We start from the raw sequence: 26524 nt of genomic DNA on the forward strand, positions 1-26524 counted from the left end.
TGTTGGCACTTGCGAATTTCGCTCTTTCTATTTCAAATATTTATTCAGCGTTGAAATCTATGACAATACGTCCTGTATTTTCATGATTTAATACCGTTTCAATAGATTCAGGTAATTCATCAAATGAAATTGAACGCTTAATTTCTTGTAATTTATCTGCTTTTAAATCTGTGGCTAGACGTCGCCATACGCGCTCACGTAATTTCATTGGTGTATAGACAGAATCGATGCCAACAAGACTTGCACCTCTTAAAATAAATGGATAGACTGTCGCGTTAAATTTGACGCCTCCAGTCATACCAATTAGCGCTACACCACCGTTATTATCAATACGATTGATAACATAAGGTGTACCTTCGCCACCGATAGGGTCGATAGCCGCTTGCCAAGTACGAGAACCTAATAATGCCTCATCATTTTCAGTAATGCGATCAATGATTTCTTTAGCGCCTAAGTCTTCCACCTTTTTAGCCGCTTCTTTATTGCCTGTACTTGCAACCACTTTGTATCCTAAATTAGATAACATTAGTACAGCAAGTGAACCAACACCACCTGAAGCACCACGTACAAGCACTTTACCGCCTTCAAGTGTCATAAAGCCAGCTTTTTCTAGCTTTTCAATAGCTAAGCCAGCAGTATAACCAGCCGTACCATAAATCATAGCTTCTTCTAAAGTTAAATTATTTGGTAATTTTACTACCCACTCAGATTTAACACGTGCGTATTCACTGAAACCACCATAATGACTTACACCTAAATCATAACTTGTAACAATGACTTCTTCGCCTTCTTCAATTGTAGGATCACTAGACTCTACTACTTTTCCTGCTAAATCAATACCAGGAATCATTGGATATGATTTGACTATATTATTGTTATCAGTTGTAGCTAATGCGTCTTTATAATTAATACCTGAATAATGGACTTTAATTAACACTTCACCTTCAGGTAAATCATCGGTTGTCATCTTTTTAAAGTCACTCTTCACGTTGCCATCTTTGTCTTTATCAACTAAAAATGCTTTAAATTCTGTACTCATATCTTATGACTCCTTTAATAGTTATTAATAGACATAAATTGTTTACCCATCTCATTGAGATAGTATGCTAAGAAAATCTTATTGAATCATTATATTTTAATTATCAGTAATAAGGCAAATGATAAATTTTATGGTAATTAAATTTAAAATAGAATTGTTATTGACACATTATGGGGACAAACTTATAATTATTTTGATAATGATTATCAATTGAAACTGGATAAGAAAAACCTACTATAATCATTGAGATTTTGAGATAACACATATTATATAAAATGATTATTATAAATATGAAAAATCAGTAGCGGTTGAATAATCACCTATATTTTATTGAGGTGGAAAGATTATGAAGAAATTACCAACTATCTTATTAGCATCATCATTATTATTAGCAGCATGTGGTAACGGTAATAATGGAGATAATGACCATAGTAAAAAAGACAATCAGTCACAAAGTTCTAGTAGTAGTAAAAATAATGCGGCTTTAAACAAAGCTACGAAAGAATACGAAAAATACACAGATAATCAATTAGATAAATTCTTGGAAGGTACAGAAGAATTTGTATCTGCAATTAAAAATGACAATATGGAAAAAGCAAAAGAACTTTATCCTAAAGTACGTATGTACTATGAACGTTCAGAACCAGTTGCTGAAGCATTTGGTGATTTAGATCCTAAGATTGATGCACGTTTAGCAGATATGAAAGAAGAAAAGAAAGAAGACGAGTGGAGTGGTTATCATAAAATTGAAAAATCACTTTTCCAAGATAACAAAATTGATGACACTACAAAAAAAGATGCTGATCAATTATTAAAAGATGCTAAAGAGTTGGACGCTAAAGCTGATACTTTAGATATTACACCTAAATTAATGTTACAAGGTTCAGTTGACTTATTAAATGAAGTTTCTACTTCAAAAATAACTGGTGAAGAAGAAATTTATTCACATACTGACTTATATGACTTTAAAGCAAATATTGAAGGTGCTCAAAAAATCTATGAATTATTCAAACCTGAATTAGTGAAGAAAGATAAAAAATTAAGCGATGATATTCAAAAGAACTTTGATAAAGTGAATAGTTTATTAGATAAATATAAAGACGGCGACGGATTTAAAGACTACAGCGCTGTAACTAAAGAAGATAGAAAAGCATTATCAGATGCAGTGAACTCACTTGGTGAACCGTTAAGTAAAATGGCTGTGGTTACAGAATGAGTAAAATAGACGATCAACAATCCACACAAGTTTCAAGACGTTCATTTTTGAAAATGCTTGGAATTGGTGGAGCAGGCGCAGTAATTGGTGCAAGTGGCGTTGGAAGTATCTTTTCATTTAAATCGATGTTCGATACACCAGAAGATGAGAGTAAAGATGCTTTCGAGTTTTATGGACGTGTACAAGCTGGAGTTACAACACCTACACAGAAGAATTGTACTTTTGTAGCTTTAGATTTAAAAAGTAAGGATAAAAGCGCAATTAAAGAAATGTTTAAAAAATGGACGGACATGTCTGTCAACATGACAGATGGTGCGCCAGCTGAAAAAGACAGTCAAAATGCGTTATTACCTCCAGTTGATACAGGTGAATCTATTGGTTTAGGCGCAAGTAGATTGACGTTAACCTATGGCGTAAGTAAATCATTTTTGAAAAAATTAGGTATGTCATCTAAAATTCCGAAAGATTTTAAAGATTTACCTCATTTTCCAAATGATCAATTAGAAGATGAGTATAGTGATGGAGATATTATGATTCAAGCGTGTTCAAATGATCCACAAGTGTCATTCCACGCAGTTCATAATCTAGTTAGACCTTTTAGAGATATAGTCAAAATGAGATGGTCTCAAAACGGTTTCGTTTCAGGAAAATTAAAAGAAACGCCTAGAAACTTAATGGCTTTCAAAGATGGTACTGTAAACCCTACTAAAAGTGATGAACTTAAAAAATATGTCTTCATTGATGACGGTTGGGCTAAAAACGGTACATATTGCATTGTAAGACGTATTCAAATTCATATTGAAACGTGGGATCGCACGTCTTTAGAAGAACAAGAGGCAACATTCGGACGTAAACGTGACACTGGCGCACCTTTAACAGGTAAAAAAGAATTTGATAATTTAGATTTAAAAGCGAAAGATGCGAGTGGTAATTACATCATAGATCCAAATGCTCATGCACGATTAGCACGTGAAGCTAACACATCTATTAAACGTCGTGCTTATAACTATAGTGATGGTACTAATGCGAAGACTGGTAATTTAGAAGTAGGGTTAATCTTTACTTGTTTCCAAAAATCTACGCAACAATTCATCGATATTCAGAATAATTTAGGTCATAATGACAAATTAAATGAATATATTACACATAAAGGTTCTGCATCATTTCTTGTATTACCTGGTGTTCAAAAAGGAGGCTATTTAGGTGAAACACTTTTCGATTAAACTCCTTTTAGTAGCGGCACTTCTTTTCACAGTGCTAAGAATTCCAACAACACCGGTATACGCTGCAGATGATAACTCAATTAGTGATGTTTATGTGGCTATTACAGATGCAAAGTCAACGCTACAAGATAAGAGTAAAAGTGATAAAGAGAAACAAAAAGCAGTAGAAGAGATTAAATCTAAAGTTAATGATTTAAATATTAAAAATAATAAAGAAGGTAAAGAGGTTAAATCTAAATTAAAAGATTTAGATCATACTTCTTCGACCGATAAACAAGCTGATCAACTTTCAGAGTTAACTAAATCATTGATTGCTTATGAAAATATAGAATCATCATCTGATATTTCAGGAGAAATTAAAGAGCTAAAACAACAAGTTGATTCTAAAGATCCACAAGTTAAAAAAGCGATTAAAACCAAAAATGCGTCTGAATTACAATCAGTAAATAATAGTTTAAACCAAATTTGGACAAGTCATGAATCTGCAATTCGTAACTATGATGAAGGTAAATATGGACAAATCGAAGTGAATTTAATGCAACTTCGTGTAGCTACGCAAAAAGAACCATTAGATACGAAGAAAGTTGAAAATGCTTGGAATACGTTTAAATCTAGCATTGATACTGTAGATCAAAAACAATCTAGTGATGAATCTGGTCAATACAAAGCGTCACAATTAAATGATGAATTGGATAAAGCAATTAAAGGTATTGATGATAATAACTTAAATCAAGCTGATGAAGCATTATCTAAATTCGTACAAATATGGCCATATGTTGAAGGTAAAATTCAAACAAAAAATGGTTCATTATATACAACTATCGAAGATAAAATTCCATATTATCAAAGTATTTTAGATAATAGTAATAAAGATAGAGTAAAAAAAGGCTTACAAGAAATCAATTCAGATATTAAAGATACAGTAGGTCAAGAAGGTTATTCATTTGTTGATGTAATGATTATCTTCTTACGTGAAGGTCTTGAAGTACTCTTAATTATCATGACATTAACTACAATGACACGTAACGTTAAAGATACAAAAGGTACTACAAGTGTGATTGGTGGTGCAATTCTTGGTTTAATACTAAGTATCACGTTAGCAGTTGTGTTCATTCAAACATTAGGAAATAACGGTATCTTACGTGAAGGAATGGAAGCTACGCTAGGTATCATTGCAGTTATTCTTATGTACGTAGTCGGTATTTGGATGCATCGTCGTTCAAGTGCGAAACGTTGGAATGATATGATTCAAAATATGTACCAAAATGCTATTAGTAATGGCAACCTTGTTCTTTTAGGAACAATTGGTTTAATTTCAGTTTTACGTGAAGGTGTAGAAGTTATTATCTTCTATATGGGTATGATTGGTAGCATTACTACTACAGATTTTGTAATTGGTATCGCTTTAGCAATTGTGATCTTAATTATATTTGCATTGCTATTTAGATTTATTGTAAAACTTATACCAATTTATTATATCTTTAGAGTGCTTTCAATTTTAATCTTTATTATGGCATTCAAGATGCTTGGTGTAAGTATTCAAAAATTACAATTATTAGGTACTGTACCACATCATGGTATTGAAGGTTTACCAACAATTAGTTTCATAGGTTTTTACCCAACAGTTGAAACAATTGTTGCTCAATTAATTTACATTGTGTTAATTATTTTCTTCATTTTCAAAAATAGAAAAGATAAGAAAGCACAACGCGTTAAATAAAAATTAAATAATATAAAGAATCCTCGAACAAGGCATTAAAATAATGACCATGTTCGAGGATTTTTGTATAGTTATGCCGATTTAAAGATTAATTTCGTTGTGTAACTTTAGCAATAATCATACTAAATTCAAATAAAATAATTAATGGCAATGTTAATAATAAATTCAAGGTTAAATCGGGTGGCGCAACAATACTTGCTGCAACAAAGCATCCAAAATATACATATTTGCGGTATGTTTTAAGTTCATTAATATCTACTAAGTCTAATTTGGCTAAGCCTAAAAATAATGTGGGTAGTTGGAATAGAACACCAAAGATTAATAACCATCTTATTAATTCGTGTAAATAGGCTTGAAACCCTATCACGGGCTGAATGCTTAAAACGGTTGAAAGGGTTAATGAGAAATTAATAACTAGTGGAAAGCCAATGAAAAATGCGAATGCTACTCCAATAATAAATAATACAGCACACCAAATACTATATTTGTAAATAAATCGACGTTCATGTGGATGGAGGCCAGGTGCGATAAACGCCCATAAATGATAAAAGATAAAAGGCATAATCAAACATAGCGCCACAAAGAAAATAATCATAATATATATTTGAATCATTTCAGTGAATGAAAATGCATGCAGTGTTACATGTGCCCTTTTAATATAATGAATAGATGGTTTCATCCACCAGTGTGATGAAATATAAACAATGATAGTTGAAATAATAAAAGCAATAAACACTCTGACGATTCGTGTTCTTAATTCATCAAAGTGTTCTAGCAATGTCGAATTATTTTGATTGTTCTCGTTGTTGTTTTGACTCTTTACTGGGAGTATCGTGTACATCATCTGAATCTAAATTTTCAGCAGCAGATTTAAATTCTTTTAAAGTGCTTCCAATTGCTCTCCCAAATTGTGGTAATTTTTTAGGTCCAAAAATAATCAAAGCGATAATACTGATAACGACTAGACTTGTTGGTCCAGTGATACCTACTACAAATAAATCTTGAAACATTTGAAAAAACCTCACTCTAATTTATACTTATATCAACTATACTTTATACTCATTGATAAATATTATCAATAGTAATTTAAGACGTTCACAAATTAATTATAATTTATTCTTATTAAAATCAGCGTGCACGTCGTGTTTCAATGCTTGAAAAGCTAATATAGATGGGGAAAGGGCGTAGTAATATGAATGAACACATTGAAGAGATACACAAAAATGAAGTAACTGAGTTAAGACGTATAGCAGAAACGACATTTTACGAAACGTTTAAAGGAGAGTATTCACAAGAAAATTTTCAAAAATTCTTTAAGGAAACTTATAATGAAGAAATATTACTATCTGAATTAGATAACCCCAATTCATTTCATTATTTTTATAAAGTAGATAACGAAATAGCTGGATATTTAAAGTTAAATATTAATGACGCTCAAACTGAACCCAAAGGTGCTGACTATTTAGAAATACAACGTATCTACTTTTATAAAGGTCATCAAGGTGGGGGAAGAGGTAATGCTTTTATTAAATTAGCACTTGAGAAAGCATGTGAACATCACAAGTCCAAAATATGGTTAGGGGTATGGGAATACAATGATAATGCATTAGCATTTTACAAACGACATGGCTTTGAAGTGACTGGTGAGCATGATTTTGTGAATGGCGATATTATAGATACCGACCTTATTATGGAAAGAAATGTTTAAAGTTGTATTTGATATAGTTAACTAAAAAAACGTTAAGATTCGTAAGTTAGAATCTTAACGTTTTTTATTAATGAGCATCATTTAAAATATCGCGCATAAGTTGTGTTAATTTTTTTAAAGATTGGTTATTCTCATTCACTAATGGGTGGTGAGTGATATTAGCTAACGTGTGATTAATTAAATCGTTAAGTAATGCCTCTTCATCTGTATACCAAACATTAGATAAACTATGCATCACGTCCTCATATACACCACGTTCATCTTCGTAAGCTTCATGATTAGGTGTGAACAAGCAAACCTTTTTCCCAATCGTTAAAGCATCAAAAATAATTGAAGAATAATCTGTTAAGACTACATCAGCAATTAATAATAAATCTTGAGTTTCAATATGACTAGGCGCTTCAATCACTTCTTCTGGCACTTGGGCCTTACTTTCAACATGACCTTTATAAACTACATCATATTGTTCTAGTAGCTCAGGTGTAATCGTTAAAGTAACATCTTCTCTGTCAGTTGCATGCCACGTAGGCGCATATAATAATACTGGTTTTGTACGTTCTATACCAAGTTCATCTTTGACCTTTTTATGATGACTTTGATCATTAAGATTATGTAATAAGTGACTGATTCTTGGATAGCCATATGTAATAAATTGCGTATTTTGATTTGGAAAAGCTGTTTCAAACAAGCCTTGTGAGTTAGCAGAATCTAATAAAAAGTAATCTTGTTGTAACCACTTATTATATTTACGCGCTTTATAGTTATAGATATTTTTATTTTGATCTGGTTCATGGCTATCTAAAAATAGCTTTTTAATAGGCGTGCCATGCCATAATTGGATAACTGTACCATTTGGTTTATAATCGTCAGGTATATAACTCTCAATGACTACGATTTTAGCACTCTCAATTAATTCTTTATTTCCTTCCGCTTCAGGAGGTACGAAATAAGGACCTCGACGATCGTTCGTTATAAAGTATGCTTCAGTAGTAGGGTTACGTTTAACGAAATAATTAAATAAATACTTTGAATTTCCTCTGTAACCATAATCAAAGCCTAAGAAAACAACATTATCTTTCACTTGAGATTTATCTTTTTGATAAACATAGCTCAAATTACGATGATTTTTAACAGCACGTTGATGCATTTTATGATACATCCATTTAGGTAATTTAAATTTAGTAGTCACTAACCAACTTTCAGCAAAACGCATTTCATCTTCTTTGCCAGGAAATCTAAATTTATTAAATGGAACTGAATGGCCATGTATATAAGCTAATTTATTTAAGTCAAAATGATTAATCAATTTAACTTCACGCGTATCTAAAGATTTCCAAAATGCTTTGCTAGTTGGCATTTCATCGTTGAAGTCAAAAACAACATGACCATCTATATCTACTTCATTCTTCAAAGCAGTAATAACCGCTAAATCCATAATAGAGTGAATATCATATTTAGCTAAGTGTAAAAGTGTTGCATCGATATTATAAATAAAATTGGGATAATGATTAATATTTTTCATCCAAGATAAAAACGTAAGTTTATCGTCACCAAAATATCGACAATCGTTTAAATATAAGCCGTCAATTGTATAATCCACTGCAATAGAGTGATTTGATAAAGCCACGGCTTCAAGCATATCTTGATTGATTTTAATTTCATTAGAATATGGAATAAAATGTGAAAACCCTGCCGATTTCGCTTTATTAAGTTGTAGCTCAAGATGTGCCATATTAGAAATGTTTATTTGTTTAATCATCATACATTATCCTTTTGCTCGTAAATTTCATATATATATTTTACCACGTGCATTAAAAAAAATCATAGTTACAAAGACATGCAAAAGAGAATGGTTGTAATTCATCTAATACTTAAATCAATGAAAAATTTTAATTTTATTGTATTTGTTAAAAAAATCACAAAAATTTAGTTAAAAACGCTATATAGTATTGTCAATTAAATAAAAAGGTGTTATATTCTAATTGTGAAAAAGTTCACAATATAAAAATTGTGAAATCTAGCATGATTAATTTGTCGACAAAATATTAATTATGTAGTGAACTGTACGAGGTTGAAATAGTCGTAGTGGACGTCCAGACCTCTTCCAGCTGAACGCTCTAGATGATTCATTAAAAAAATAAGGAAAGAAGAGTCAAAATTATGTTAGTTCAAACATTTAACCCCTTCGATAACTTAGTGTTATCTAGCTTAATTGCAGCAATTCCTATTATTTTATTCTTATTATGTTTAACTGTCTTTAAAATGAAAGGTATTTATGCTGCTATTACTACTTTAGTAGTGACATTACTTATTGCTGTGCCATTCTTCAAATTACCAGTAGGTATTGCTTCTGGAGCAGTTGTAGAAGGTTTCTATCAAGGTATCATTCCAATTGGTTACATTGTTATGATGGCCGTACTATTATACAAAATCACTCAAGAATCAGGACAATTTAATACAATTCAAGATAGTATTACTAGTATTTCACAAGACCAACGTATTCAACTTTTACTTATTGGTTTTGCATTTAACGCATTTTTAGAAGGTGCAGCAGGATTTGGTGTACCAATTGCTATCTGTGCATTATTATTATCACAACTTGGATTTAGACCATTACAAGCAGCGATGCTTTGTTTAGTTGCAAATGCAGCTTCTGGTGCTTTTGGTGCTATTGGTATTCCAGTAGGTGTAGTTGATACTTTACATTTACCAGGTAGTGTACATGCGATGGGCGTTTCTCAAACATCTACATTAACTTTAGCCATTATTAACTTCTTTATTCCATTCTTATTAATTTTTATTATTGATGGTTTTAAAGGTATTAAAGAAACATTACCAGCTATCTTAGTTGTTTCAGTCACATACACAGTTTTACAAGGTTTATTAACAGTATTCAGTGGTCCAGAATTAGCTGACATTATCCCACCTTTAGTTACAATGGGAGCTTTAGCTTTATTCTCTAGAAAATTCCAACCAAAAAATATTTATCGTGTACAAAAAGATGTCGAACCTGAACCAGTTAAACATCATAGTGTAAAAGAAATTATGTACGCATGGAGTCCATTCGTAATTTTAACTGTTATTGTTATGATTTGGAGTGCTTCATTCTTTAAAAAATTATTCTTACCAAATGGCGCACTTTCTTCATTAGTGTTCAACTTTAATTTACCAGGTACATTTAGCCAAGTTGCACATAAACCAATTATCTTAACATTTAACTTTATTGGTCAAACTGGTACAGCGATCTTATTAACTATTATCATTACAGTATTAATGGCGAAAAAAGTAAGCTTTGGTGATGCAGGTCGTTTATTTGGCGTTACATTTAAAGAATTATGGTTACCAGTTCTTACAATTTGTTTCATCTTAGCTATCTCTAAAATTACAACATACGGTGGTTTAAGTGCTGCAATGGGTCAAGGTATTGCCAAAGCAGGAAATGTCTTCCCAGTATTATCACCAATCTTAGGTTGGATTGGCGTATTTATGACAGGATCAGTAGTAAATAACAACTCATTATTTGCTCCAATTCAAGCGTCAGTAGCGCAACAAATTGGTACTAGCGGTTCATTACTTGTAGCTTCTAATACAGTTGGTGGGGTAGCTGCTAAATTAATCTCACCACAATCAATTGCAATTGCTACAGCAGCCGTTAAAGAAGTAGGTAAAGAATCAGAATTACTTAAAATGACTTTACGTTATAGTATTGGATTATTAATCTTTATCTGTATTTGGACATTCCTACTTTCATTATTCTTATAAGCATAATAAAAATTGTAATTTGAGCGATGTTGCTCAAATTACAATTTTTTTATGTCTTAATTTAAATTTTTATGAAATAGCAGATACGAATTTGGCATAAACTTTATCTGATGAATATTGTTCAACTGTATGATGGCCTTCTGTTATCACATTGTCATTATGGTCGAGATGGTTGATTGTAAGGTCTATATATTTCGTTAGAGAATTAACATCTGCATAATCAGCTAAATAACCATTTACGCCATGATTAATTAAACTAGCAGGACCTAAAGTATCTTTGAAACTAATCACAATATTGTCCTGTGCCATCGCTTCTAAAATGACCATCCCAAATCCTTCGTTTCGTGAAGGTACGACAGTGATTTTACTTTGTGCTAATTTCTCATTTAACTGTTGAGTAGCAGGATGAAGTGTAATAATATCAGTGAGTTTATAATTATCAATTAATTGTTGAAGCTTCGCACGTTCTTGACCATCTCCATATAATTCAACTTTAAAGTGAGATTGACGCACTGTATTTTGAATTCGTTGAATACTTTCTATTAAAATGTCAAAGCCTTTTTCATACTCTAATCTTCCAGCACTCATAATAATATTTTCTTTGGCAATGGGAAGTGATTGAACATTAATAATATTAGGTACGGTAAAAACTGGCGTAGTTATAAGCTCTTGATATTTTTTTTGATCATTTGCAGTTAAAGTAGTAATCACATCTAATTGATTATAAGCACTGATAATTTCACTTTGATACGCTTTCGGATATGCCTCTAAATTCATATGTTCCATACCAACAGTCGTAATATTTGCAGAATGGTATTGGGCAATTAATATATTAAAACTCGCTCTCGTACCAACTAACACATCGGTATTAACCTGCTTAATCGCTTTGATTATCTTACGTTCTATATAGCTTGAAAATTGATTCAAGCCGGGCTCATATTTTGATAGCCGAGTTGGCTTGAAAAAAGGTGTATAACGATTTAAACGATTCATTACTATCGAGCCGACATTTTGAGGTTTCAAGCGATAATCGATTAGCGTTTTAACATGAATTGCGTCATCTAATTCAAAGTAAGGCTTATCTGCAGCCCTAAAGATAGAAATGATTTCTACATGATGTCCTTTATTTGATAGTGTATTAGCAAGTTCAGTCACTGCTTTAACAGTACCGCCTAAAGCATAAATATTATGCATTAAAAAAGTAAATGATTTCATGGTTACACCTCAAATTTCTTAATTTAAAAAGATTATAGCATGTGTGACTTCCTGAGTAATAGCTATTAAATAGCGCATTGCTTAATAAAAGTAAATTTAGTGTAAGTAGGAAACAGTAACTTAAATAATGTAATAATTAGTATAAACACTTTTTTCAACGAGAAATTATGTATATAATTAGAGTAGTTATTAAAAAGTCGATTTACGTTTTTACGTAAAATTAATATTAAAAATTTTTATAAGAAAAAGAAAGCGTTTTAATTTATTAGGCCAGGGTCTTAACTTATCGACTAAAGATGTGATTATAAAAGGGGGACTGTGTTGTTATGAGTTCACAACATAGCAAAACAGATGTCATCTTAATTGGTGGCGGAATTATGAGCGCAACATTAGGTACATTGTTAAAAGAATTATCTCCAGACAAAGAAATCAAAATCTTTGAAAAGTTAGAACAATCAGGAGAAGAAAGTTCTAACGTATGGAATAATGCTGGTACAGGACATTCAGCATTATGCGAATTAAACTATACTAAAGAAGGTAAAGATGGCTCTGTAGACATTAATAAAGCCATTAAGATTAATGAACAATTCCAAGTATCAAAACAGTTTTGGGCACATTTAGTAAGAACAGGCCAATTAGACAACCCAGGTAATTTTATTCAATCTGTGCCACATATGAGTTTCGTAAAAGGTATTTTTAATGTTCGATTTTTAAAAAGCCGTGTGGAAGCACTGAAAAAAAACATTTTATTTGAAAAAATGGAAATTACTGAAGATAGAGAAAAAATGAAAGAATGGGTACCGTTAATGATTGAAGGTAGAACTTCTAACGTACCAATTGCTTTATCTCGTGATGAATCAGGAACAGATGTTAACTTCGGCGCATTAACAAAGAAATTAATTTCTAATTTAAAAGAACGCAATGTAGAAGTGCAATATAAACAAGAAGTTGAAAATATTGAAAAGTTAGATAATGGTAACTGGAAAGTGACAGTTAAAGATTTAAAATCTGGTCAACAACATACGTATGAATCAGAATTTGTCTTTATTGGTGCAGGTGGCGCAAGTTTACCGTTACTCCAAAAAACAGGTATTAAACAGTCTAAACATATTGGTGGTTTCCCAGTAAGTGGATTGTTCTTACGTTGTACAAACAAAGATGTCATTGAACGTCATCATGCGAAAGTTTACGGTAAAGCAGACGTAGGCGCCCCACCAATGTCAGTACCTCATTTAGATACTCGATTCGTAAATGGAGAACGTTCATTACTATTTGGACCATTTGCAGGCTTTTCACCTAAATTCTTAAAAACAGGATCAAACTTAGACTTAATTCGTTCTGTTAAACCAAATAACGTGGTTACAATGTTAACAGCGGGTGTAAAAGAATTTAACTTAACGAAATACTTAGTTTCTCAACTTATGTTAACGCATAAAGAGCGTATGAATGACTTACGTGTCTTCTTACCAAATGCGAAAGATGAAGACTGGGAAGTTATTGTAGCGGGTCAACGTGTACAAGTGATTAAAGATACAGAAGATAGTAAAGGTAATTTACAATTCGGTACAGAAGTTATCACATCAGATGATGGCTCATTAGCTGCATTACTTGGCGCTTCACCAGGGGCATCTACTGCAGTAGATATTATGTTAGATTTATTACAACGTTGCTATGGTGCAGAATTCAAAGGTTGGATTCCGAAGATTAAGGAAATGGTACCTTCATTTGGATTGAAACTAACTGAACATGAAGATGTATATAGAGCAGTTCATAAAGAAGTACAAAAATATTTAAATGTAAAATAATAAATAGAAGCGGATATCTATTAATGAAAGTTAATTCATTAATTAGATATCCGCTTTATTATTAATGTATGTTTTCAAATAGGTTTATAGTAAATGTTGTCCCTATTTGTTCAGAACTTGATACTGAAATAGTACCATTATGAAGTTCTATGATAGCTTTCGTAATTGCCAATCCTAAACCATTACTATTTTGATGGTTATTAAGTTTGTAAAAGCGATCAAAGAGATGTTGCTGTGCTTCTTCATTTATAGAAGTACCTTCATTCGTTACTGTAAAAATAATTGAGTCATTGTCAGAAGAAAGCATCACTTCAATTGTGCTATCGGTTGTTGCATATTTAACTGCATTTTGAATTAAGTTGAAAAAGGCTTGATATAATAAGCGACTATTTCCTCGGAAATAAACATCTTCTATTTCTGATAATAACATGAGATTCTTATCATCAAGCGCAAACTGTTCATGTCGAATAATATCAGTAATCAAAGCAGTTAAATGAACCTCATCATTGAATTTTAAATGCTGAGCATTATCTAATTCAGAAAGTAAAAGTAACTCTCTAGTTAAATCGCTTAAACGTGTGACTTCTGAATGGACATCATTAATCAACATGTTTCGACTTTGCTCAGTTTTAGATTTTTGCAACTCACTTAATAGTCGTTGTATGTGCGTTAATGGTGTTTTAATTTCATGTGAAACGTTTTGCACGAAATGTTGGCGCATATCATCCACTTGCTTCAAAGATTGACGCATATCATCAAAGCGATATTGTAGTGTACCAATTTCATCGTGACGTGTTTGTTTAATAGGTGTATCAAAGTCACCATTGATCAACCGCTCAGTTGCATTTTTCAAAAGTTTTACCGGACGGATAATCGAGTATGTTGAGAGGATAACAAGCGTGATAGAAATGATAAGCAGTAATCCTAGAAGTACACCCAAAAAGATACGGAACTCACTAAAAGTATGACCAATATCAGGTCGCATAAATACTGCGATAGGTTGCTGTTGATGCGTAAATCTGACACCAACCGTATTATTAGTCTCGTTATCAAAAAAGCCTGTGACAAATAATTCATAGGGCTTATTTTTTATACCGTGAAAGTCTTGACCTTGCAACACTTTATCTATCGAAGCCTTGCTAAGGTTATCTTTTCGAAAAGGATGGCCATAAAAAGATTTATGATGATGTTTGTCCACTGTCACAATTTGATAGTTCATTTGACCTAAATGTTGAAAATACGCGTCTAAATTTGAAGCGTCAAAATGCTCATTATAGGAACGAGCTTCTTTTAACGTGCGCATAATCTTAGCGTCGTTACTCGGTTTTAAATTGAAATGATAATAAACATTAGTAAAAAGGAAACTGACTAAGGCACTAAATAAAATCACGGTAATAGTGTAAATGGCGATTCGGCTATACAACGTCTTAAACATCATAACTCACCCTATAACCTTGGCCTCTGACAGTTTGAATATGTATATTTGATTGTAATTTAGCTAAACGTTGTCTTAAGCGTTTAATATGAACATCCACTGTGCGCTCATCACCTTCATAATCAAAGCCCCAAATCTTCTCGATTAATACATCTCTCGTAAAAATTTGTTTGGGCTGACTACATAATAAGAAAAGTAATTGAAACTCTTTCGTAGGTAAATTCATCTTTTTATTATGTACTGCGACTTCCATGTATGATTCGTTTAACACTATATTACCGATTTGAATTTCACTTTGGGCATTAATTTGATAACGACGTAATACTGCTTGAATTCGGAACAATAATTCTTTAACTTCAAAAGGTTTAGTAACATAATCGTCTGTCCCACTTACGAAGGCATGTTCCTTATCACTTAATGCATCTCTTGCCGTCAACATAATGACAGGGAGGTTGAAATTATTCTTTAACGTCTTACAAAGTTCAAAGCCATCTATACCTGGCATCATTATGTCCACCACAGCAATATCTACTTGATGCGTATCTAAGTAATCAAGCGTCGCTTCTCCACTTGATTGAGTAATCGTGTGGATATGATTTGCCTCTAAATGTGTGGAAACGTAATGCAATAACTTTAAATCATCATCTACAATTAAACACTTCACCATGTTTGCTCTTCTCCTTTATATTTTATCCTCATTATACGAATAACTAATTAAGAAGACAATTCCTCTTATCGTTCATATTCAGTTCATATTTGTCAATTAAGCTATGCACATAAAGTCGTAGTGGGGAGGAATAATATATGAACTTAGCATGGAAAGAAATGAGATTTTATAAATTTCGATATGCTTTAATCATGTTAATTATATTTTTATTAGGAATTATGGTGTTATTCATTAGCGGTTTAGCACAAGGCTTAGCTCGTGAAAACATCTCATTTTTAGACAATACGAACGCACGCTATTTTATTACCGAAGATATGAAAGAACCTAAAATTGAAAGTTCTCATCTAACAACAAAACAACAAAGTCAAATTGAGGATGTCATTCATCAACAGCCAACTTCAATAGGGCCTCAAACTTTGAAACTTCAAAACCAAGATCAAGATGTATTAACATATACGACATCATCAAAGTTGCAACCTAAACTTGAAAAGGGTTCATATCCTCAAAAAAGTGATGAAATTGCTATTAATCAAAAATTAACGGGAGAAGATATTAAAGTAGGAGATAAAGTATCTTTTAAAGGACATCATCAGCAGTTTAAAGTGAGTGGCATTATTGAGGACACGATGTACGCGCACAGTTCGATGATTTTAATGACAAAAAAAGGATTTAACCAACTCAATCAACAAGTTTCAACATTTTATCCAGTAACTGATTTAGATAAACAACAATTAGAAAAAATCAATTCATTGAAAGATGTAAAAGTGAGTACACAACCAACATTAACGGATAATATTGCAAGTTATAAAGCTGAACAATTACCACTTAATCTGATGATTGCAAGTTTATTTATTATTACAGCTATCGTTTTAAGTGCTTTCTTTTATGTGATGACTATTCAAAAAGTTTCTCAAATAGGGATTTTAAAAGCAATAGGTATAAAAACACGTCATCTACTGTCAACGCTCGTATTACAAATTTTAATGACTACGTTGATTGGTGTATTCTTGGCTGTGCTTCTTATTGAAGTATTACAGTTAGTGATGCCAGTCTCAATGCCATTTTATTTGAACAACACAAACATTGTCATAATGATAGCGATTTTCTTAATCGTTGGATTTATTGGAACCATTCTTTCATTCTTTAAAATTTTGAGAATAGATCCTATCGAAGCAATTGGAGGGGGAGAATAATGACATTACAAATTGAACATATCACTAAATCATTTGGTAAAGGAAGTTCACAAACCGATGTTTTAAAAGATGTTAACTTTACTGTTCAACCTGGTGAATTTGTTATTTTAAATGGGGCTTCTGGTTCAGGTAAGTCTACGCTTCTTAATATATTGGGTGGATTACTGAGCGCTACAGAAGGCGACATTCTATTTCATGACGAGCCTTTATTTTCAAAAAATAAAAACAAAACAATGTTACGACTTAAAGAAATTGGCTTCATCTTCCAATCTTCTCACTTAGTGCCATATCTTACAGTTAAAGAGCAATTGACTATTGTGGCTAAAGAAGCAGGAGAATCTACTAAAGCAGCTAAACAACGCGCAGAGCAATTACTTAATGAAATAGGATTAAAACATCGATTAGATGCTTATCCGCATATGTTATCAGGCGGGGAAAAACAACGTGTAGCAATTATGCGCGCCCTTATGAACCAACCTAAACTATTGTTAGCGGATGAACCTACTGCTAGTTTGGATGCTGAGCGAGCTTTAAGTGTAGTAGAAATGATTAAAAATCGCGTTAAAAGTCATAATATTATTGGCATTATGATTACGCATGACCAACGATTATTTGATTATGCTGATCGCATAATCCAACTTGAAGATGGAAAAATAACTTCATAAATTTAAAAAGCCCACAGATGCAGTGCCGTCATCTATGGGCTTTTGTTATGTACTTTGTACTTAGAATATGATTAAAATCGAAATAAAGAATGTAATCGCAAAATAAAAACCAAGGAGTAATTTATACTGATACATTAAGGCTAAGAAATCACGCACTAAAGCGATATCAAAAAAGTGATAAGGCGTATGACTACCAATACCTTCCATGTCCAATCGAACAGTACGTGCAAAGTACAAGCCTCTTAAAATATGAAATTGACTTGTAACACAAAGCATTTTAGCTGAACGTGAAAAGTGATCAGCGATAATATCTTTAGAGAATACAAAGTTCTCATAAGTGCTTGTGGATTGGTCCTCCATGATAATAGAAGAAGCGGGAACACCACGGTCAATTAAATAACGTTGCATAGCCAAAGCTTCTGTGATTGGTTCATCCGGACCTTTACCGCCACTGACTAAGACCTTACAATTTGGCGGTTGGCTTTCTAACACATGTAACGCGCGCTCTAAGCGATCGGCTAACATAGGTGTCACTTGCTCTGAGAAAATGCCCGCCCCTAAAATCATGATTAAATCATATTGCTTTGTTGTCATAGTACGGCCAAACGCTGAAGACCATACCATGTAAAGCGTAAAAGCATAACACGCACTAAAAGCAATCATAGATAACCATAAAAAGATACCATTTACAATTGGAATAGGGATGGTGCTAATATAAAATAATATCGAAATGATTAAGGTACCATGTATTAAATGTTTAAACATCTTGCGTAGAAATTTAGCCCCCTTTTTCAAAGTGAAAAGATGACTATGTTTAATAAATAAGCCAATGATAGCGAGAATCATAACGATGAATAAACCAAGCGGTAACGTCATTGTGAGCAGATTAATTATGTTAATAATAAAACATAAAATGATTGTTAAAATAAACGCAGGCAGATTAAGTAAATGATTACTATTTAATAACACGCCTAACGTGATGAATAAAACTATGATTGAAAGAAGAATTGCAAGCATAATTAAGACCTCTTATATATTTGTCTATTTAAATGTAATTGAAAGTCTAATATTTTAGCAACTATTATTACTGAATTATAGTTTTCAAGCGTACCGATTATTGATATTATTTAACAGAATATATAGAAATTATTTGAGTTTATCAGCAAGGAGCTAGGCCATGAGCAGAATTTCGAAAAATCATATCGAATTTATGAAACGATTTATTGATGATACAAATACGTTAACTGCTAAATTATTGAAAGACCAGCAAATTAAATATGGTATTTCAATGGAACAATCTAATGTATTGCGACTATTGAGTCATCATCATGCCTTATCTATTATAGAAATTACGGAAAAGCAGGGCGTCAATAAAGCGGCGGTTAGTCGTCGTATTAAGAAACTCATTGATGGCGAGTTTGTAAAGTTGCAAAAGCCTAATGATAAAATAGATCAACGTTTAAAATATGTTGTTTTAAGTGATAAAGGACGTCAATACACTGAAGAAAATAATGAAATTGTAAGTAATATTGTTAACGATATGGTGGAAGACTTATCAAGTCAGGACATTGAAAAGGCATTAAATGTGTTGTATGTCATTGATGAACGCTTGAAAAAATATAATGCTAAAATTTAAAAAATTGGCGGACATTCCAAACTATATTACAATTTTGAAAAAAATGATTATAATACTTAGATAGAAAATGATTGGGCAGAATAAAAACAACGTATAAGTGTTCCTATATAAACTATCTATATTATAATAAAATTATGATTAAGAAATAATTAACATCATGCGAGGGGAAGTTGGTGATTAAATGAAACAATGTCCTAACTGTGGTCAGAAACTAAGAAGTAAGGATACGCGACAATGTCCTAATTGTGGTGAACAAGTCGATGGAAAAGAGATCAAAGTACGACAAAATAAAGCCCCTCAAACAGAATCCTCAAATATTAGACTTAGGAAATTTATTCCATGGGCGATTGTTATATTTATTATTATTTTATTGGTTATTGTCTTCTTTTTAGTAAGGAATTATAATTCTCCAGAAGCTCAAACTAAGATTCTTGTTAATGCGATTGCTAATAATGATTCACAAAAAGTTGCAACGTTATTAAGTACTAAAGAAACGCATGTCGATGCTGAGGAAGCGGATGAGTATATTGCGTACGTGAAAAGTGAAGTAGGCATGAAAAAATTTATTCATGATCTTAAAGATAACGTTGAGAAATTGAATAAAAGTGAATCTAAAGAAGCGGCGTATATCAAAACACAAGCTGGGAACAATGTCTTGAGAGTAAGTAAAAACGGCACGCGTTTTTTAATCTTTGATAATATGAGTTATACTGCACCGACGAGAGAGGCTGTGGTAACCCCTAAATTAGAAACAAAATATGAATTTAGAGCTGGGGGTAAAAATAAAACAGTAGTTGTTGATGCAAATAAAACAACATCTTTAGGTAAGTTTATCCCAGGTGTCTATTCAATAGATGCGGAAAAAGAAACAGAATATGGTAAATTCACGGGTCAATTAAAATTTGACTTTAGATATGGTAAAGGCAATACAGTAGAAGTTAACGAGGACTTTAATGAAGCGCTACTTACAGTGAAGTTAAAAGGTAAAAGTGATTTAGACGATGATTCACTGAAAGTAAAAATTAATGATAAAGAAATGAAATATTCAACTTCTAGAGAATATGGTCCTTATCCTCAAAATAAAGATATCGTTGTTTCTGCTTCTGGCAAAGCAAAAGGAAAAACTTTCAAGTCAGAAACTAAAACAATGAGAGCAAAAGATTTAGGGAATATTAATAGTGTCGAATTAGAATTTGATGATGAAGCGATTAGTGATTATGTTGAGGAGAAGGAAAAAGAAGAAAACAGTTTAAAAAATAAATTGAGTAACTTTTTCAGTGATTATTCACTCTCTTTAAATACTGCAATTGCGAGTAAGAACTTTGATTTGGTAAGTACATTTTTAAAAGATAAATCAGATATCTATAAAAATATTAAAAATAATCTAGGGTCAAATCCTGGATTAACACAGCCACAAATACTAAGTGCTTCACAAAAAGGCGATAAAATAGAAACAAAAGTGCAAGAATTAAATAACAATGGACAATTTCAAACTATTGATTATGAACTAACTGAAAATAGTGATGATGGATCACTACAACTTGTGAAAGCAAAATAAAGCGTGGGAAAAAGATTCATTAAAGAATCTAATCCCACTCTTTTTTTAAATACATATAAAAAATAATGACTTTTCCTATTAAATTAAAGACGGGGGCTTTTATATGAATGAGGAACAGAGACAAAATAAACATTCGTTATTGTTTATCATTATCTTGGGTGCACTAACAGCTATAGGTGCATTATCCATAGATATGTTTTTACCAGGGTTACCTGAATTGAAGAAAGATTTTAATACTACAACTTCAAATGCCCAATTAACCTTATCATTATTTATGATTGGTTTAGGGTTGGGGAATTTATTCGTAGGTCCGATTTCAGATAGTATAGGGCGTAAGAAACCTTTAGTAATTGCTATGGTTATCTTCACATTAGCAAGTTTAGGCATCGTCTTTGTCCATAATATATGGATTATGGTATTTCTGCGCTTTATCCAAGGTTTCACTGGAGGTGCAGGCGCAGTTATCTCTAGAGCGATTGCCAGTGATATGTACAATGGTAACGAATTAACTAAATTTCTAGCTTTATTAATGCTAGTGAATGGTGTGGCTCCTGTACTTGCTCCTGCACTCGGAGGTTTAATTCTTAGTGTGGCAGTCTGGCGAATGGTCTTCGTTATTTTGACAATATTTGGTGTATTAATGGTAATGGGATCTGTAGTTAAAGTACCTGAATCATTAGCTATTGAACATCGAGATAGCAGTGGAATAGGGGTAATATTTAGAAATTTTAAGAGCTTATTTTCTACACCACGCTTTGTCTTACCTATGTTAATTCAAGGTGTTACATTTATTATGTTATTTAGTTATATTTCTGCATCACCTTTCTTAGTTCAGAAAATATACGGTGTCTCAGCTTTACATTTCAGTTGGATGTTTGCAGGAATAGGTATTACATTAATTATCTCGAGCCAATTGGCTGGTAAGCTAGTCGATTATGTTCATCCACAGAAGTTGTTACGTGTTATGACCTTTATTCAAGTTATAGGTGTCATTGTCGTAACTTTAACGCTTATCAATCATTGGCACTTTGCCTTGTTAGTCATTGGATTTATCATTCTAGTGGCGCCAGTAACAGGCGTGGCGACTTTGGGATTCTCTATTGCAATGGAAGAACGTACAACTGGAAGCGGCAGTGCTTCAAGTTTATTAGGATTACTGCAATCACTACTAGGTGGTATAGTCACGCCACTTGTAAATCTTAAAGGGGAATATAATAGTACGCCTTATATCATTATTATTTGTATCACAGCAGTTGTACTAATTGTTTTACAACTATTAAATATTAAAGTATTTAAAACAAAACCAGAATAATTCACATAATAAAAGGAGCTTGGACTTTTAGTTAAGTCTTTGCTCCTTTAATCTTTACTTTAACGTTGTAATTTAATTGTATTGGCTAATAAAGCATTTGCAATTATCTCAGGACTTTCTTTACAGCCACCTCTTAGCCAACTTAAAACTACACCGGCTTGACCACTCATAGTATACGTAATAAAAAATGTTTTGTTTTGAATAGAAGTTTCATGTTCACCTAAAATTTTAGAATAATAATCCTTAGTAATGTCAAAATAATCTAATACTAATTCCTTGTTAGGATGAGAAATAAATATAGCATGATAGAACGCTTTCTTTCTATATATATACTTCAATATAATATAGAAGAACTTGTGTACTTTCTCAGGATTCTTTTTAATACTTTCAAAATTATTAGCGAAAGCATGTAATAACTTTTCGTATTTATTTAGATGATAACTTTGGATTTTATCAAGCAAATCATATTTATCTTGAAAATTAGCATAAAAAGTTGAACGATTGACATTGCTATTAGCACAAATCATCTTTATGGAGATATTCTCGATTGGATAGAGCTCTAATAAATCGATTAAACTTTTTATAATTCTATATTTCGCTTTTTGCTTCATTATACGTCACCTATATATTTATACCTTCAAGAAACCAACAAATTTAATGTAATTGTTGGTGTTTTTTTCTTCACATGTCTTTATAATATTAAAAGTAATTTTGAAAAGCAAATAGGAGGAAAAGTTCAATGAAAAAAATGGTGTTAATTAATATCATCACTATCATTGTTATCATTGCTATTGGTATTGTAGGTTTCATGTTATACCACAATGCTACAAGTTATGTAACAACTGATAATGCAAAAGTTGACGGAGATCAAATTCAAATCTCAAGTCCTGCTTCAGGTCAAATCAAATCTTTTGATGTGAAACAAGGCGACAAATTGAAAAAAGGTGACAAAGTAGCTGAAGTAAGTGCTCAAGGTCAAGGCGGAGACGCTAAAGACATGGACATTAAAATGCCTCAAAACGGTACTATCGTTAAAACAAGTGGTATGGAAGGTTCAGTTGCACAAGCAGGTTCACCAATAGCTTACGCTTACAATTTAGATGATTTATATATTACAGCAAATATTGACGAAAAAGACGTTAACAGTATCGAAAAAGGCGACAAAGTTGATGTTTCAATTGACGGTCAAGATTCTGATATCGATGGTAAAGTAGAAGAAGTAGGCCAAGCAACTGCAGCTAGCTTCTCATTAATGCCATCATCTAACGCTGACGGTAACTACACTAAAGTTTCTCAAGTAGTACCTGTTAAAATTTCTTTAGATTCTGTACCATCTAAAAACGTTGTTCCTGGAATGAACGCTGAAGTAAAAATCCATAAAGACTAAGGAGGTCATAGAATGACAGCGACCTTCATTATTGGTTATATAGTTGTAGCGATCATTTTAGTTGGTTTGATTAATGTTTTACTTATGAAATCACGTAAAAACGCAAAATCAAACCAATCTAAGGGACAACACGTAAATGAAGAATCTAAAAGTCAAAGTAATCCATCTAAATTTAAAATAAGTGACTTAGACCGAGATAAAGCGTCAAACGAATCAACTTCTTCTCATCATGACGAAGAAGCACGTCGTCACTTTGAGAACGAAGACGATCATCGTTTTGATAATGACAAACGTAAAGATCATTTCGAAAGCGAACAAGATCAACAAGATTCTGCATCTGAAAAAATTCATCCTGAACAAAAACAAGCATCACATTCCTTACATTATTCAGACGATGCTTCAGACATGAACAGTGAAGAAGCTGTTGGTGAATCAAGAGATGAAGAAGATGTAAATAATCAACATTTACCTAAAGATTCAATTTATGAGCCGATTAATCCGAACTCTCAAGAAGGACGCGTAAATGAGCGTATTAAACATCAAAAAGCTAATTTCGTGTTCGGCAAAAACACTACAAGAGGTATGATTTTAGCAGCACTATTGTTTGGTATGTTTATTGCCATCTTAAACCAAACATTATTAAACGTTGCTTTACCTAAAATTAATACTGAATTTAATATTTCAGCATCAACTGGTCAATGGTTGATGACAGGTTTCATGTTAGTAAATGGTATCCTAATTCCAATTAGTGCATTCCTATTTAATAAATATTCTTATCGTAGATTATTTATTATTGCGCTTGTATTATTCACACTCGGTTCTTTAGTTTGTGCGATTTCTACAAACTTCCCGATTATGATGACTGGACGTGTGTTACAAGCCATTGGTGCTGGTGTCTTGATGCCATTAGGTTCTAACGTTATCGTTACAATCTTCCCACCTGAAAAACGTGGGACAGCAATGGGTACCATGGGTATTGCCATGATTCTTGCGCCAGCAATTGGACCAACATTATCTGGTTATATCGTTCAAAACTATCACTGGAACGTAATGTTCTTTGGTATGACAGCATTAGGTATTATTGCTATCATTATTGGTTTCTTCTGGTTCAGACTTTACCAAAAAACAACTAATCCTAGAGCCGACTATCAAGGTATTGTATATAGTACAATTGGTTTTGGTGCTTTATTATATGGATTCAGTGAAGCTGGTAACAAAGGTTGGGGCTCAGGTGAAATCATCGCTATGTTTATTATTGGTGTTATCTTCATTGCAGCTTTCGTCATTCGTGAATTAACAATGAGAGCGCCAATGTTAAATCTTGAAGTATTAAAATCACCAACATTTACACTTACTACAATTATTAACATGGTAGTAATGATGAGTTTATTTGGTGGTATGCTCTTATTACCAATTTACTTACAAAACTTACGTGGCTTCTCAGCCCTTGATTCAGGTTTACTTTTATTACCTGGTTCATTAGTAATGGGTCTTCTTGGACCAATTACTGGTAGATTATTAGATAAAATTGGTCTAAAACCATTAGCACTATTCGGTATTGCCGTAATGGCATACGGAACTTGGGAACTTACTCGATTAAATATGGATACATCTTATCTCCATATCATGAGTATTTATATTATCCGTTCATTTGGTATGGCGTTTGTAATGATGCCTTTAATGACAGCAGCTATCAACGCTTTACCACCAAGACTAATTTCTCATGGTAATGCATTCTTAAATACAATGAGACAATTAGCTGGTTCTATTGGTACAGCCATTCTTGTTACAGTTATGACTACTCAAACAACTAATCATGTTGCTAACTTTGCGAATGAAATGGATAAAACTAATCCAATGATTATCGATAAAATTCGTCAAATGGCTATGCAATATGGTGGTCAATCAAATGCTATGCAAGCAATCTTAAAATATGTTAATAAACTTGGATATATCGAAGGTATTAACGATGCATTCTGGATTGCTACTGGATTAGCAGTATTAGCGTTTATTTTAAGTTTATTCTTAAAAGGTAAAAAAGGCGCTGAAGCAGAACATGACAGAATGGTAAAAGCAGATCAAAATAAACAAGTAAAATAATTTAAATAAAATTGTGTTGTGGGGGCATGATTTTTAAAGTATCGGTACACGTTAAGTGTTATCGATACTTTTTTTATTTTTTTTTGAAAAGATAGAACCAAATAAAAAAACATCAAGAATTTCACACTTCTTGATGATTTTTTATAATTAAATCTATTTAAGTTTCGTTTTTGGACGACGGTTTCTAAAGAAGAAACTGATAATGAGCAACGCTAAACTACATACCAATAAGATAAGCGCATTGTGAATCGCATCTGCTTCAGAAACAATTTGAGTTGGTGCTACTTTTAAATAGAAATCTTGTAACTTGTCAGAAATACGTTCCCCAATAAGTTGAACGGCATAACCAAAGTAATAAGACATTACTAACAGGATAGCTATAATAATGAAATTAATTATTTTTAAAATTGTACGATTAAAGAGAATAGTAATGATCGAAATCATCATACTAATGATGCATAAGATAAAAAATATATTAAAGACTATGACTAATTTGTCTGCAATATCTTGAATGTTTGCTAGCTGGCCAAAGTTAATATTTAATGAACCAATTTGAGTTACCAAATTTTGAAAATCTTTAATGCCTTCATAATTTATAGGTTGGTTTGCAAAGACAAGATTAAATATTGGTTGTCTGTACATACTATAACCAGTAATACCTACTAATACTAAAATAATAATATGAATAATTAAACTTACCCAAGAGCGTTTTTTCTTGCCAGAGCGATTAGAACGACTAAACGGATGATTATTTGTATATCTATTTTTTTCATAATTATCGTTGCGATAGTTTGACACTTTTTGACCTCCTTTATTCTTATTCATTTGTGTTATAAGATTGACTATTTTATACTGTGTTTAATGTGAAATAACTAGTATATTA

Annotated in this window: 23 protein-coding genes; 13 read left to right on the top strand and 10 right to left on the bottom strand. The window is 32.2% G+C overall.

Features of this window, described 5'->3' with window-relative positions:
* Nucleotides 1-40 precede the first annotated feature (40 nt).
* A complete protein-coding gene (locus E2558_RS06785; protein ID WP_126565630.1) occupies nt 41-1039 on the bottom strand; it encodes an acrylyl-CoA reductase family protein in 999 nt (332 codons plus the stop codon).
* A 346-nt stretch (nt 1040-1385) separates the two neighbouring features.
* On the opposite strand from E2558_RS06785, the gene efeO reads away from it, so the two are divergent.
* Genes efeO through E2558_RS06800 form a run of 3 tightly spaced genes read left to right on the top strand, consistent with a single transcriptional unit; the run spans nt 1386 to nt 5198 of the window.
* A complete protein-coding gene (gene efeO / locus E2558_RS06790) occupies nt 1386-2255 on the top strand; it encodes an iron uptake system protein EfeO (RefSeq protein ID WP_126565631.1) in 870 nt (289 codons plus the stop codon).
* Nucleotides 2252-3478 carry an iron uptake transporter deferrochelatase/peroxidase subunit gene (gene efeB / locus E2558_RS06795; RefSeq protein WP_126565632.1) on the top strand — a complete coding sequence of 409 codons (1227 nt, stop codon included), beginning with the start codon at nt 2252-2254 and terminating at the stop codon, nt 3476-3478. The genes efeO and efeB overlap by 4 nt, the downstream gene beginning before the upstream one ends.
* A complete protein-coding gene (locus E2558_RS06800; protein WP_126565633.1) occupies nt 3459-5198 on the top strand; it encodes an FTR1 family protein in 1740 nt (579 codons plus the stop codon). Before efeB ends, E2558_RS06800 begins: the two co-directional genes overlap by 20 nt.
* 88 nt (nt 5199-5286) lie before the next feature.
* Here E2558_RS06800 and tatC read toward each other — a convergent pair whose 3' ends face one another.
* Together tatC and E2558_RS06810 are read right to left on the bottom strand one after the other, a co-directional pair.
* Nucleotides 5287-6039 carry a twin-arginine translocase subunit TatC gene (gene tatC, locus E2558_RS06805; RefSeq protein WP_126565634.1) on the bottom strand — a complete coding sequence of 251 codons (753 nt, stop codon included), beginning with the start codon at nt 6037-6039 and terminating at the stop codon, nt 5287-5289.
* Nucleotides 5984-6208, bottom strand: coding sequence for a twin-arginine translocase TatA/TatE family subunit (locus tag E2558_RS06810; RefSeq protein ID WP_103297060.1), 225 nt, complete (start codon nt 6206-6208; stop codon nt 5984-5986). Before E2558_RS06810 ends, tatC begins: the two co-directional genes overlap by 56 nt.
* A gap of 182 nt (nt 6209-6390) precedes the next feature.
* On the opposite strand from E2558_RS06810, the gene E2558_RS06815 reads away from it, so the two are divergent.
* Nucleotides 6391-6906 (top strand): GNAT family N-acetyltransferase, encoded by a 516-nt coding sequence (locus E2558_RS06815; RefSeq protein WP_126565635.1) that lies wholly within the window; start codon nt 6391-6393, stop codon nt 6904-6906.
* Between the two features lie 67 nt (nt 6907-6973).
* On the opposite strand, the gene E2558_RS06820 is transcribed toward E2558_RS06815, so the two are convergent.
* Complete coding sequence (locus E2558_RS06820; protein WP_126565636.1) at nt 6974-8665, bottom strand: CDP-glycerol glycerophosphotransferase family protein; 1692 nt, start codon at nt 8663-8665, stop codon at nt 6974-6976.
* Between the two features lie 401 nt (nt 8666-9066).
* Between E2558_RS06820 and E2558_RS06825 the strand changes: the two genes are divergently transcribed.
* Nucleotides 9067-10668, top strand: a complete 1602-nt coding sequence (locus E2558_RS06825; protein WP_126565637.1) for an L-lactate permease — start codon at nt 9067-9069, stop codon at nt 10666-10668.
* A 69-nt stretch (nt 10669-10737) separates the two neighbouring features.
* On the opposite strand, the gene E2558_RS06830 is transcribed toward E2558_RS06825, so the two are convergent.
* Entirely contained in the window at nt 10738-11883 is a 1146-nt protein-coding gene (locus tag E2558_RS06830; RefSeq protein ID WP_126565638.1) for a glycosyltransferase family 4 protein, read from the bottom strand.
* Nucleotides 11884-12209: 326 nt separating this feature from the next.
* On the opposite strand from E2558_RS06830, the gene mqo reads away from it, so the two are divergent.
* The gene (gene mqo, locus E2558_RS06835; protein ID WP_126565639.1) at nt 12210-13688 is read left to right on the top strand and encodes a malate dehydrogenase (quinone); all 1479 of its coding nucleotides are present in this window, start codon (nt 12210-12212) and stop codon (nt 13686-13688) included.
* 61 nt (nt 13689-13749) lie between these two features.
* Here the strand turns inward: mqo and E2558_RS06840 are convergent, their stop codons facing one another.
* Together E2558_RS06840 and E2558_RS06845 are read right to left on the bottom strand one after the other, a co-directional pair.
* Entirely contained in the window at nt 13750-15123 is a 1374-nt protein-coding gene (locus tag E2558_RS06840; protein ID WP_126565640.1) for a sensor histidine kinase, read from the bottom strand.
* On the bottom strand, nt 15116-15790 hold the full coding sequence (locus E2558_RS06845) for a response regulator transcription factor (RefSeq protein WP_126565641.1): 675 nt from the start codon (nt 15788-15790) through the stop codon (nt 15116-15118). The genes E2558_RS06840 and E2558_RS06845 overlap by 8 nt, the downstream gene beginning before the upstream one ends.
* A gap of 137 nt (nt 15791-15927) precedes the next feature.
* On the opposite strand from E2558_RS06845, the gene E2558_RS06850 reads away from it, so the two are divergent.
* Together E2558_RS06850 and E2558_RS06855 are read left to right on the top strand one after the other, a co-directional pair.
* The gene (locus tag E2558_RS06850; protein WP_126565642.1) at nt 15928-16983 is read left to right on the top strand and encodes an ABC transporter permease; all 1056 of its coding nucleotides are present in this window, start codon (nt 15928-15930) and stop codon (nt 16981-16983) included.
* Nucleotides 16983-17648, top strand: a complete 666-nt coding sequence (locus tag E2558_RS06855) for an ABC transporter ATP-binding protein (RefSeq protein WP_126565643.1) — start codon at nt 16983-16985, stop codon at nt 17646-17648. The genes E2558_RS06850 and E2558_RS06855 overlap by 1 nt, the downstream gene beginning before the upstream one ends.
* A gap of 60 nt (nt 17649-17708) precedes the next feature.
* Here the strand turns inward: E2558_RS06855 and E2558_RS06860 are convergent, their stop codons facing one another.
* Complete coding sequence (locus E2558_RS06860; RefSeq protein ID WP_126565644.1) at nt 17709-18665, bottom strand: YdcF family protein; 957 nt, start codon at nt 18663-18665, stop codon at nt 17709-17711.
* Nucleotides 18666-18825: 160 nt separating this feature from the next.
* Between E2558_RS06860 and E2558_RS06865 the strand changes: the two genes are divergently transcribed.
* The 3 genes from E2558_RS06865 (at nt 18826) to E2558_RS06875 (ending at nt 22154) form a co-directional block, all read left to right on the top strand.
* Nucleotides 18826-19284, top strand: coding sequence for a MarR family transcriptional regulator TcaR (locus E2558_RS06865; protein WP_126565645.1), 459 nt, complete (start codon nt 18826-18828; stop codon nt 19282-19284).
* Nucleotides 19285-19465: 181 nt separating this feature from the next.
* Nucleotides 19466-20842 carry a membrane-associated protein TcaA gene (locus E2558_RS06870; RefSeq protein WP_126565646.1) on the top strand — a complete coding sequence of 459 codons (1377 nt, stop codon included), beginning with the start codon at nt 19466-19468 and terminating at the stop codon, nt 20840-20842.
* Nucleotides 20843-20945: 103 nt separating this feature from the next.
* Nucleotides 20946-22154: a putative multidrug effflux MFS transporter TcaB gene (locus E2558_RS06875; RefSeq protein ID WP_126565647.1), complete on the top strand. Its 1209-nt coding sequence runs from the start codon at nt 20946-20948 to the stop codon at nt 22152-22154.
* A 59-nt stretch (nt 22155-22213) separates the two neighbouring features.
* On the opposite strand, the gene E2558_RS06880 is transcribed toward E2558_RS06875, so the two are convergent.
* Nucleotides 22214-22765 carry a TetR/AcrR family transcriptional regulator gene (locus tag E2558_RS06880; protein WP_126565648.1) on the bottom strand — a complete coding sequence of 184 codons (552 nt, stop codon included), beginning with the start codon at nt 22763-22765 and terminating at the stop codon, nt 22214-22216.
* Between the two features lie 128 nt (nt 22766-22893).
* On the opposite strand from E2558_RS06880, the gene E2558_RS06885 reads away from it, so the two are divergent.
* Together E2558_RS06885 and E2558_RS06890 are read left to right on the top strand one after the other, a co-directional pair.
* Complete coding sequence (locus E2558_RS06885; RefSeq protein WP_126565649.1) at nt 22894-23541, top strand: biotin/lipoyl-containing protein; 648 nt, start codon at nt 22894-22896, stop codon at nt 23539-23541.
* Nucleotides 23542-23553: 12 nt separating this feature from the next.
* Nucleotides 23554-25641 carry a DHA2 family efflux MFS transporter permease subunit gene (locus tag E2558_RS06890; protein ID WP_126565650.1) on the top strand — a complete coding sequence of 696 codons (2088 nt, stop codon included), beginning with the start codon at nt 23554-23556 and terminating at the stop codon, nt 25639-25641.
* Between the two features lie 153 nt (nt 25642-25794).
* Here E2558_RS06890 and E2558_RS06895 read toward each other — a convergent pair whose 3' ends face one another.
* Nucleotides 25795-26439, bottom strand: coding sequence for a hypothetical protein (locus E2558_RS06895; protein ID WP_126565651.1), 645 nt, complete (start codon nt 26437-26439; stop codon nt 25795-25797).
* Between the last annotated feature and the right edge of the window lie 85 nt (nt 26440-26524).

This window comes from Staphylococcus pragensis (assembly GCF_004785665.1).
Lineage (GTDB): Bacteria > Bacillota > Bacilli > Staphylococcales > Staphylococcaceae > Staphylococcus > Staphylococcus pragensis.

Bases quoted from the DNA above. Each gene is read 5' to 3' on its own strand.
- E2558_RS06815 (WP_126565635.1), top strand. From the start codon at position 6,391: ATGAATGAACACATTGAAGAGATACACAAAAATGAAGTAACTGAGTTA.
- E2558_RS06865 (WP_126565645.1), top strand. From the start codon at position 18,826: ATGAGCAGAATTTCGAAAAATCATATCGAATTTATGAAACGATTTATT.
- efeB (WP_126565632.1), top strand. From the start codon at position 2,252: ATGAGTAAAATAGACGATCAACAATCCACACAAGTTTCAAGACGTTCA.
- E2558_RS06825 (WP_126565637.1), top strand. From the start codon at position 9,067: ATGTTAGTTCAAACATTTAACCCCTTCGATAACTTAGTGTTATCTAGC.
- E2558_RS06880 (WP_126565648.1), bottom strand. From the start codon at position 22,765: ATGAAGCAAAAAGCGAAATATAGAATTATAAAAAGTTTAATCGATTTA.
- E2558_RS06840 (WP_126565640.1), bottom strand. From the start codon at position 15,123: ATGTTTAAGACGTTGTATAGCCGAATCGCCATTTACACTATTACCGTG.
- E2558_RS06855 (WP_126565643.1), top strand. From the start codon at position 16,983: ATGACATTACAAATTGAACATATCACTAAATCATTTGGTAAAGGAAGT.
- E2558_RS06860 (WP_126565644.1), bottom strand. From the start codon at position 18,665: ATGCTTGCAATTCTTCTTTCAATCATAGTTTTATTCATCACGTTAGGC.
- E2558_RS06890 (WP_126565650.1), top strand. From the start codon at position 23,554: ATGACAGCGACCTTCATTATTGGTTATATAGTTGTAGCGATCATTTTA.
- E2558_RS06850 (WP_126565642.1), top strand. From the start codon at position 15,928: ATGAACTTAGCATGGAAAGAAATGAGATTTTATAAATTTCGATATGCT.
- E2558_RS06870 (WP_126565646.1), top strand. From the start codon at position 19,466: ATGAAACAATGTCCTAACTGTGGTCAGAAACTAAGAAGTAAGGATACG.
- E2558_RS06845 (WP_126565641.1), bottom strand. From the start codon at position 15,790: ATGGTGAAGTGTTTAATTGTAGATGATGATTTAAAGTTATTGCATTAC.
- efeO (WP_126565631.1), top strand. From the start codon at position 1,386: ATGAAGAAATTACCAACTATCTTATTAGCATCATCATTATTATTAGCA.
- E2558_RS06830 (WP_126565638.1), bottom strand. From the start codon at position 11,883: ATGAAATCATTTACTTTTTTAATGCATAATATTTATGCTTTAGGCGGT.
- mqo (WP_126565639.1), top strand. From the start codon at position 12,210: ATGAGTTCACAACATAGCAAAACAGATGTCATCTTAATTGGTGGCGGA.
- E2558_RS06785 (WP_126565630.1), bottom strand. From the start codon at position 1,039: ATGAGTACAGAATTTAAAGCATTTTTAGTTGATAAAGACAAAGATGGC.
- E2558_RS06885 (WP_126565649.1), top strand. From the start codon at position 22,894: ATGAAAAAAATGGTGTTAATTAATATCATCACTATCATTGTTATCATT.
- E2558_RS06875 (WP_126565647.1), top strand. From the start codon at position 20,946: ATGAATGAGGAACAGAGACAAAATAAACATTCGTTATTGTTTATCATT.
- tatC (WP_126565634.1), bottom strand. From the start codon at position 6,039: ATGTACACGATACTCCCAGTAAAGAGTCAAAACAACAACGAGAACAAT.
- E2558_RS06810 (WP_103297060.1), bottom strand. From the start codon at position 6,208: ATGTTTCAAGATTTATTTGTAGTAGGTATCACTGGACCAACAAGTCTA.
- E2558_RS06820 (WP_126565636.1), bottom strand. From the start codon at position 8,665: ATGATTAAACAAATAAACATTTCTAATATGGCACATCTTGAGCTACAA.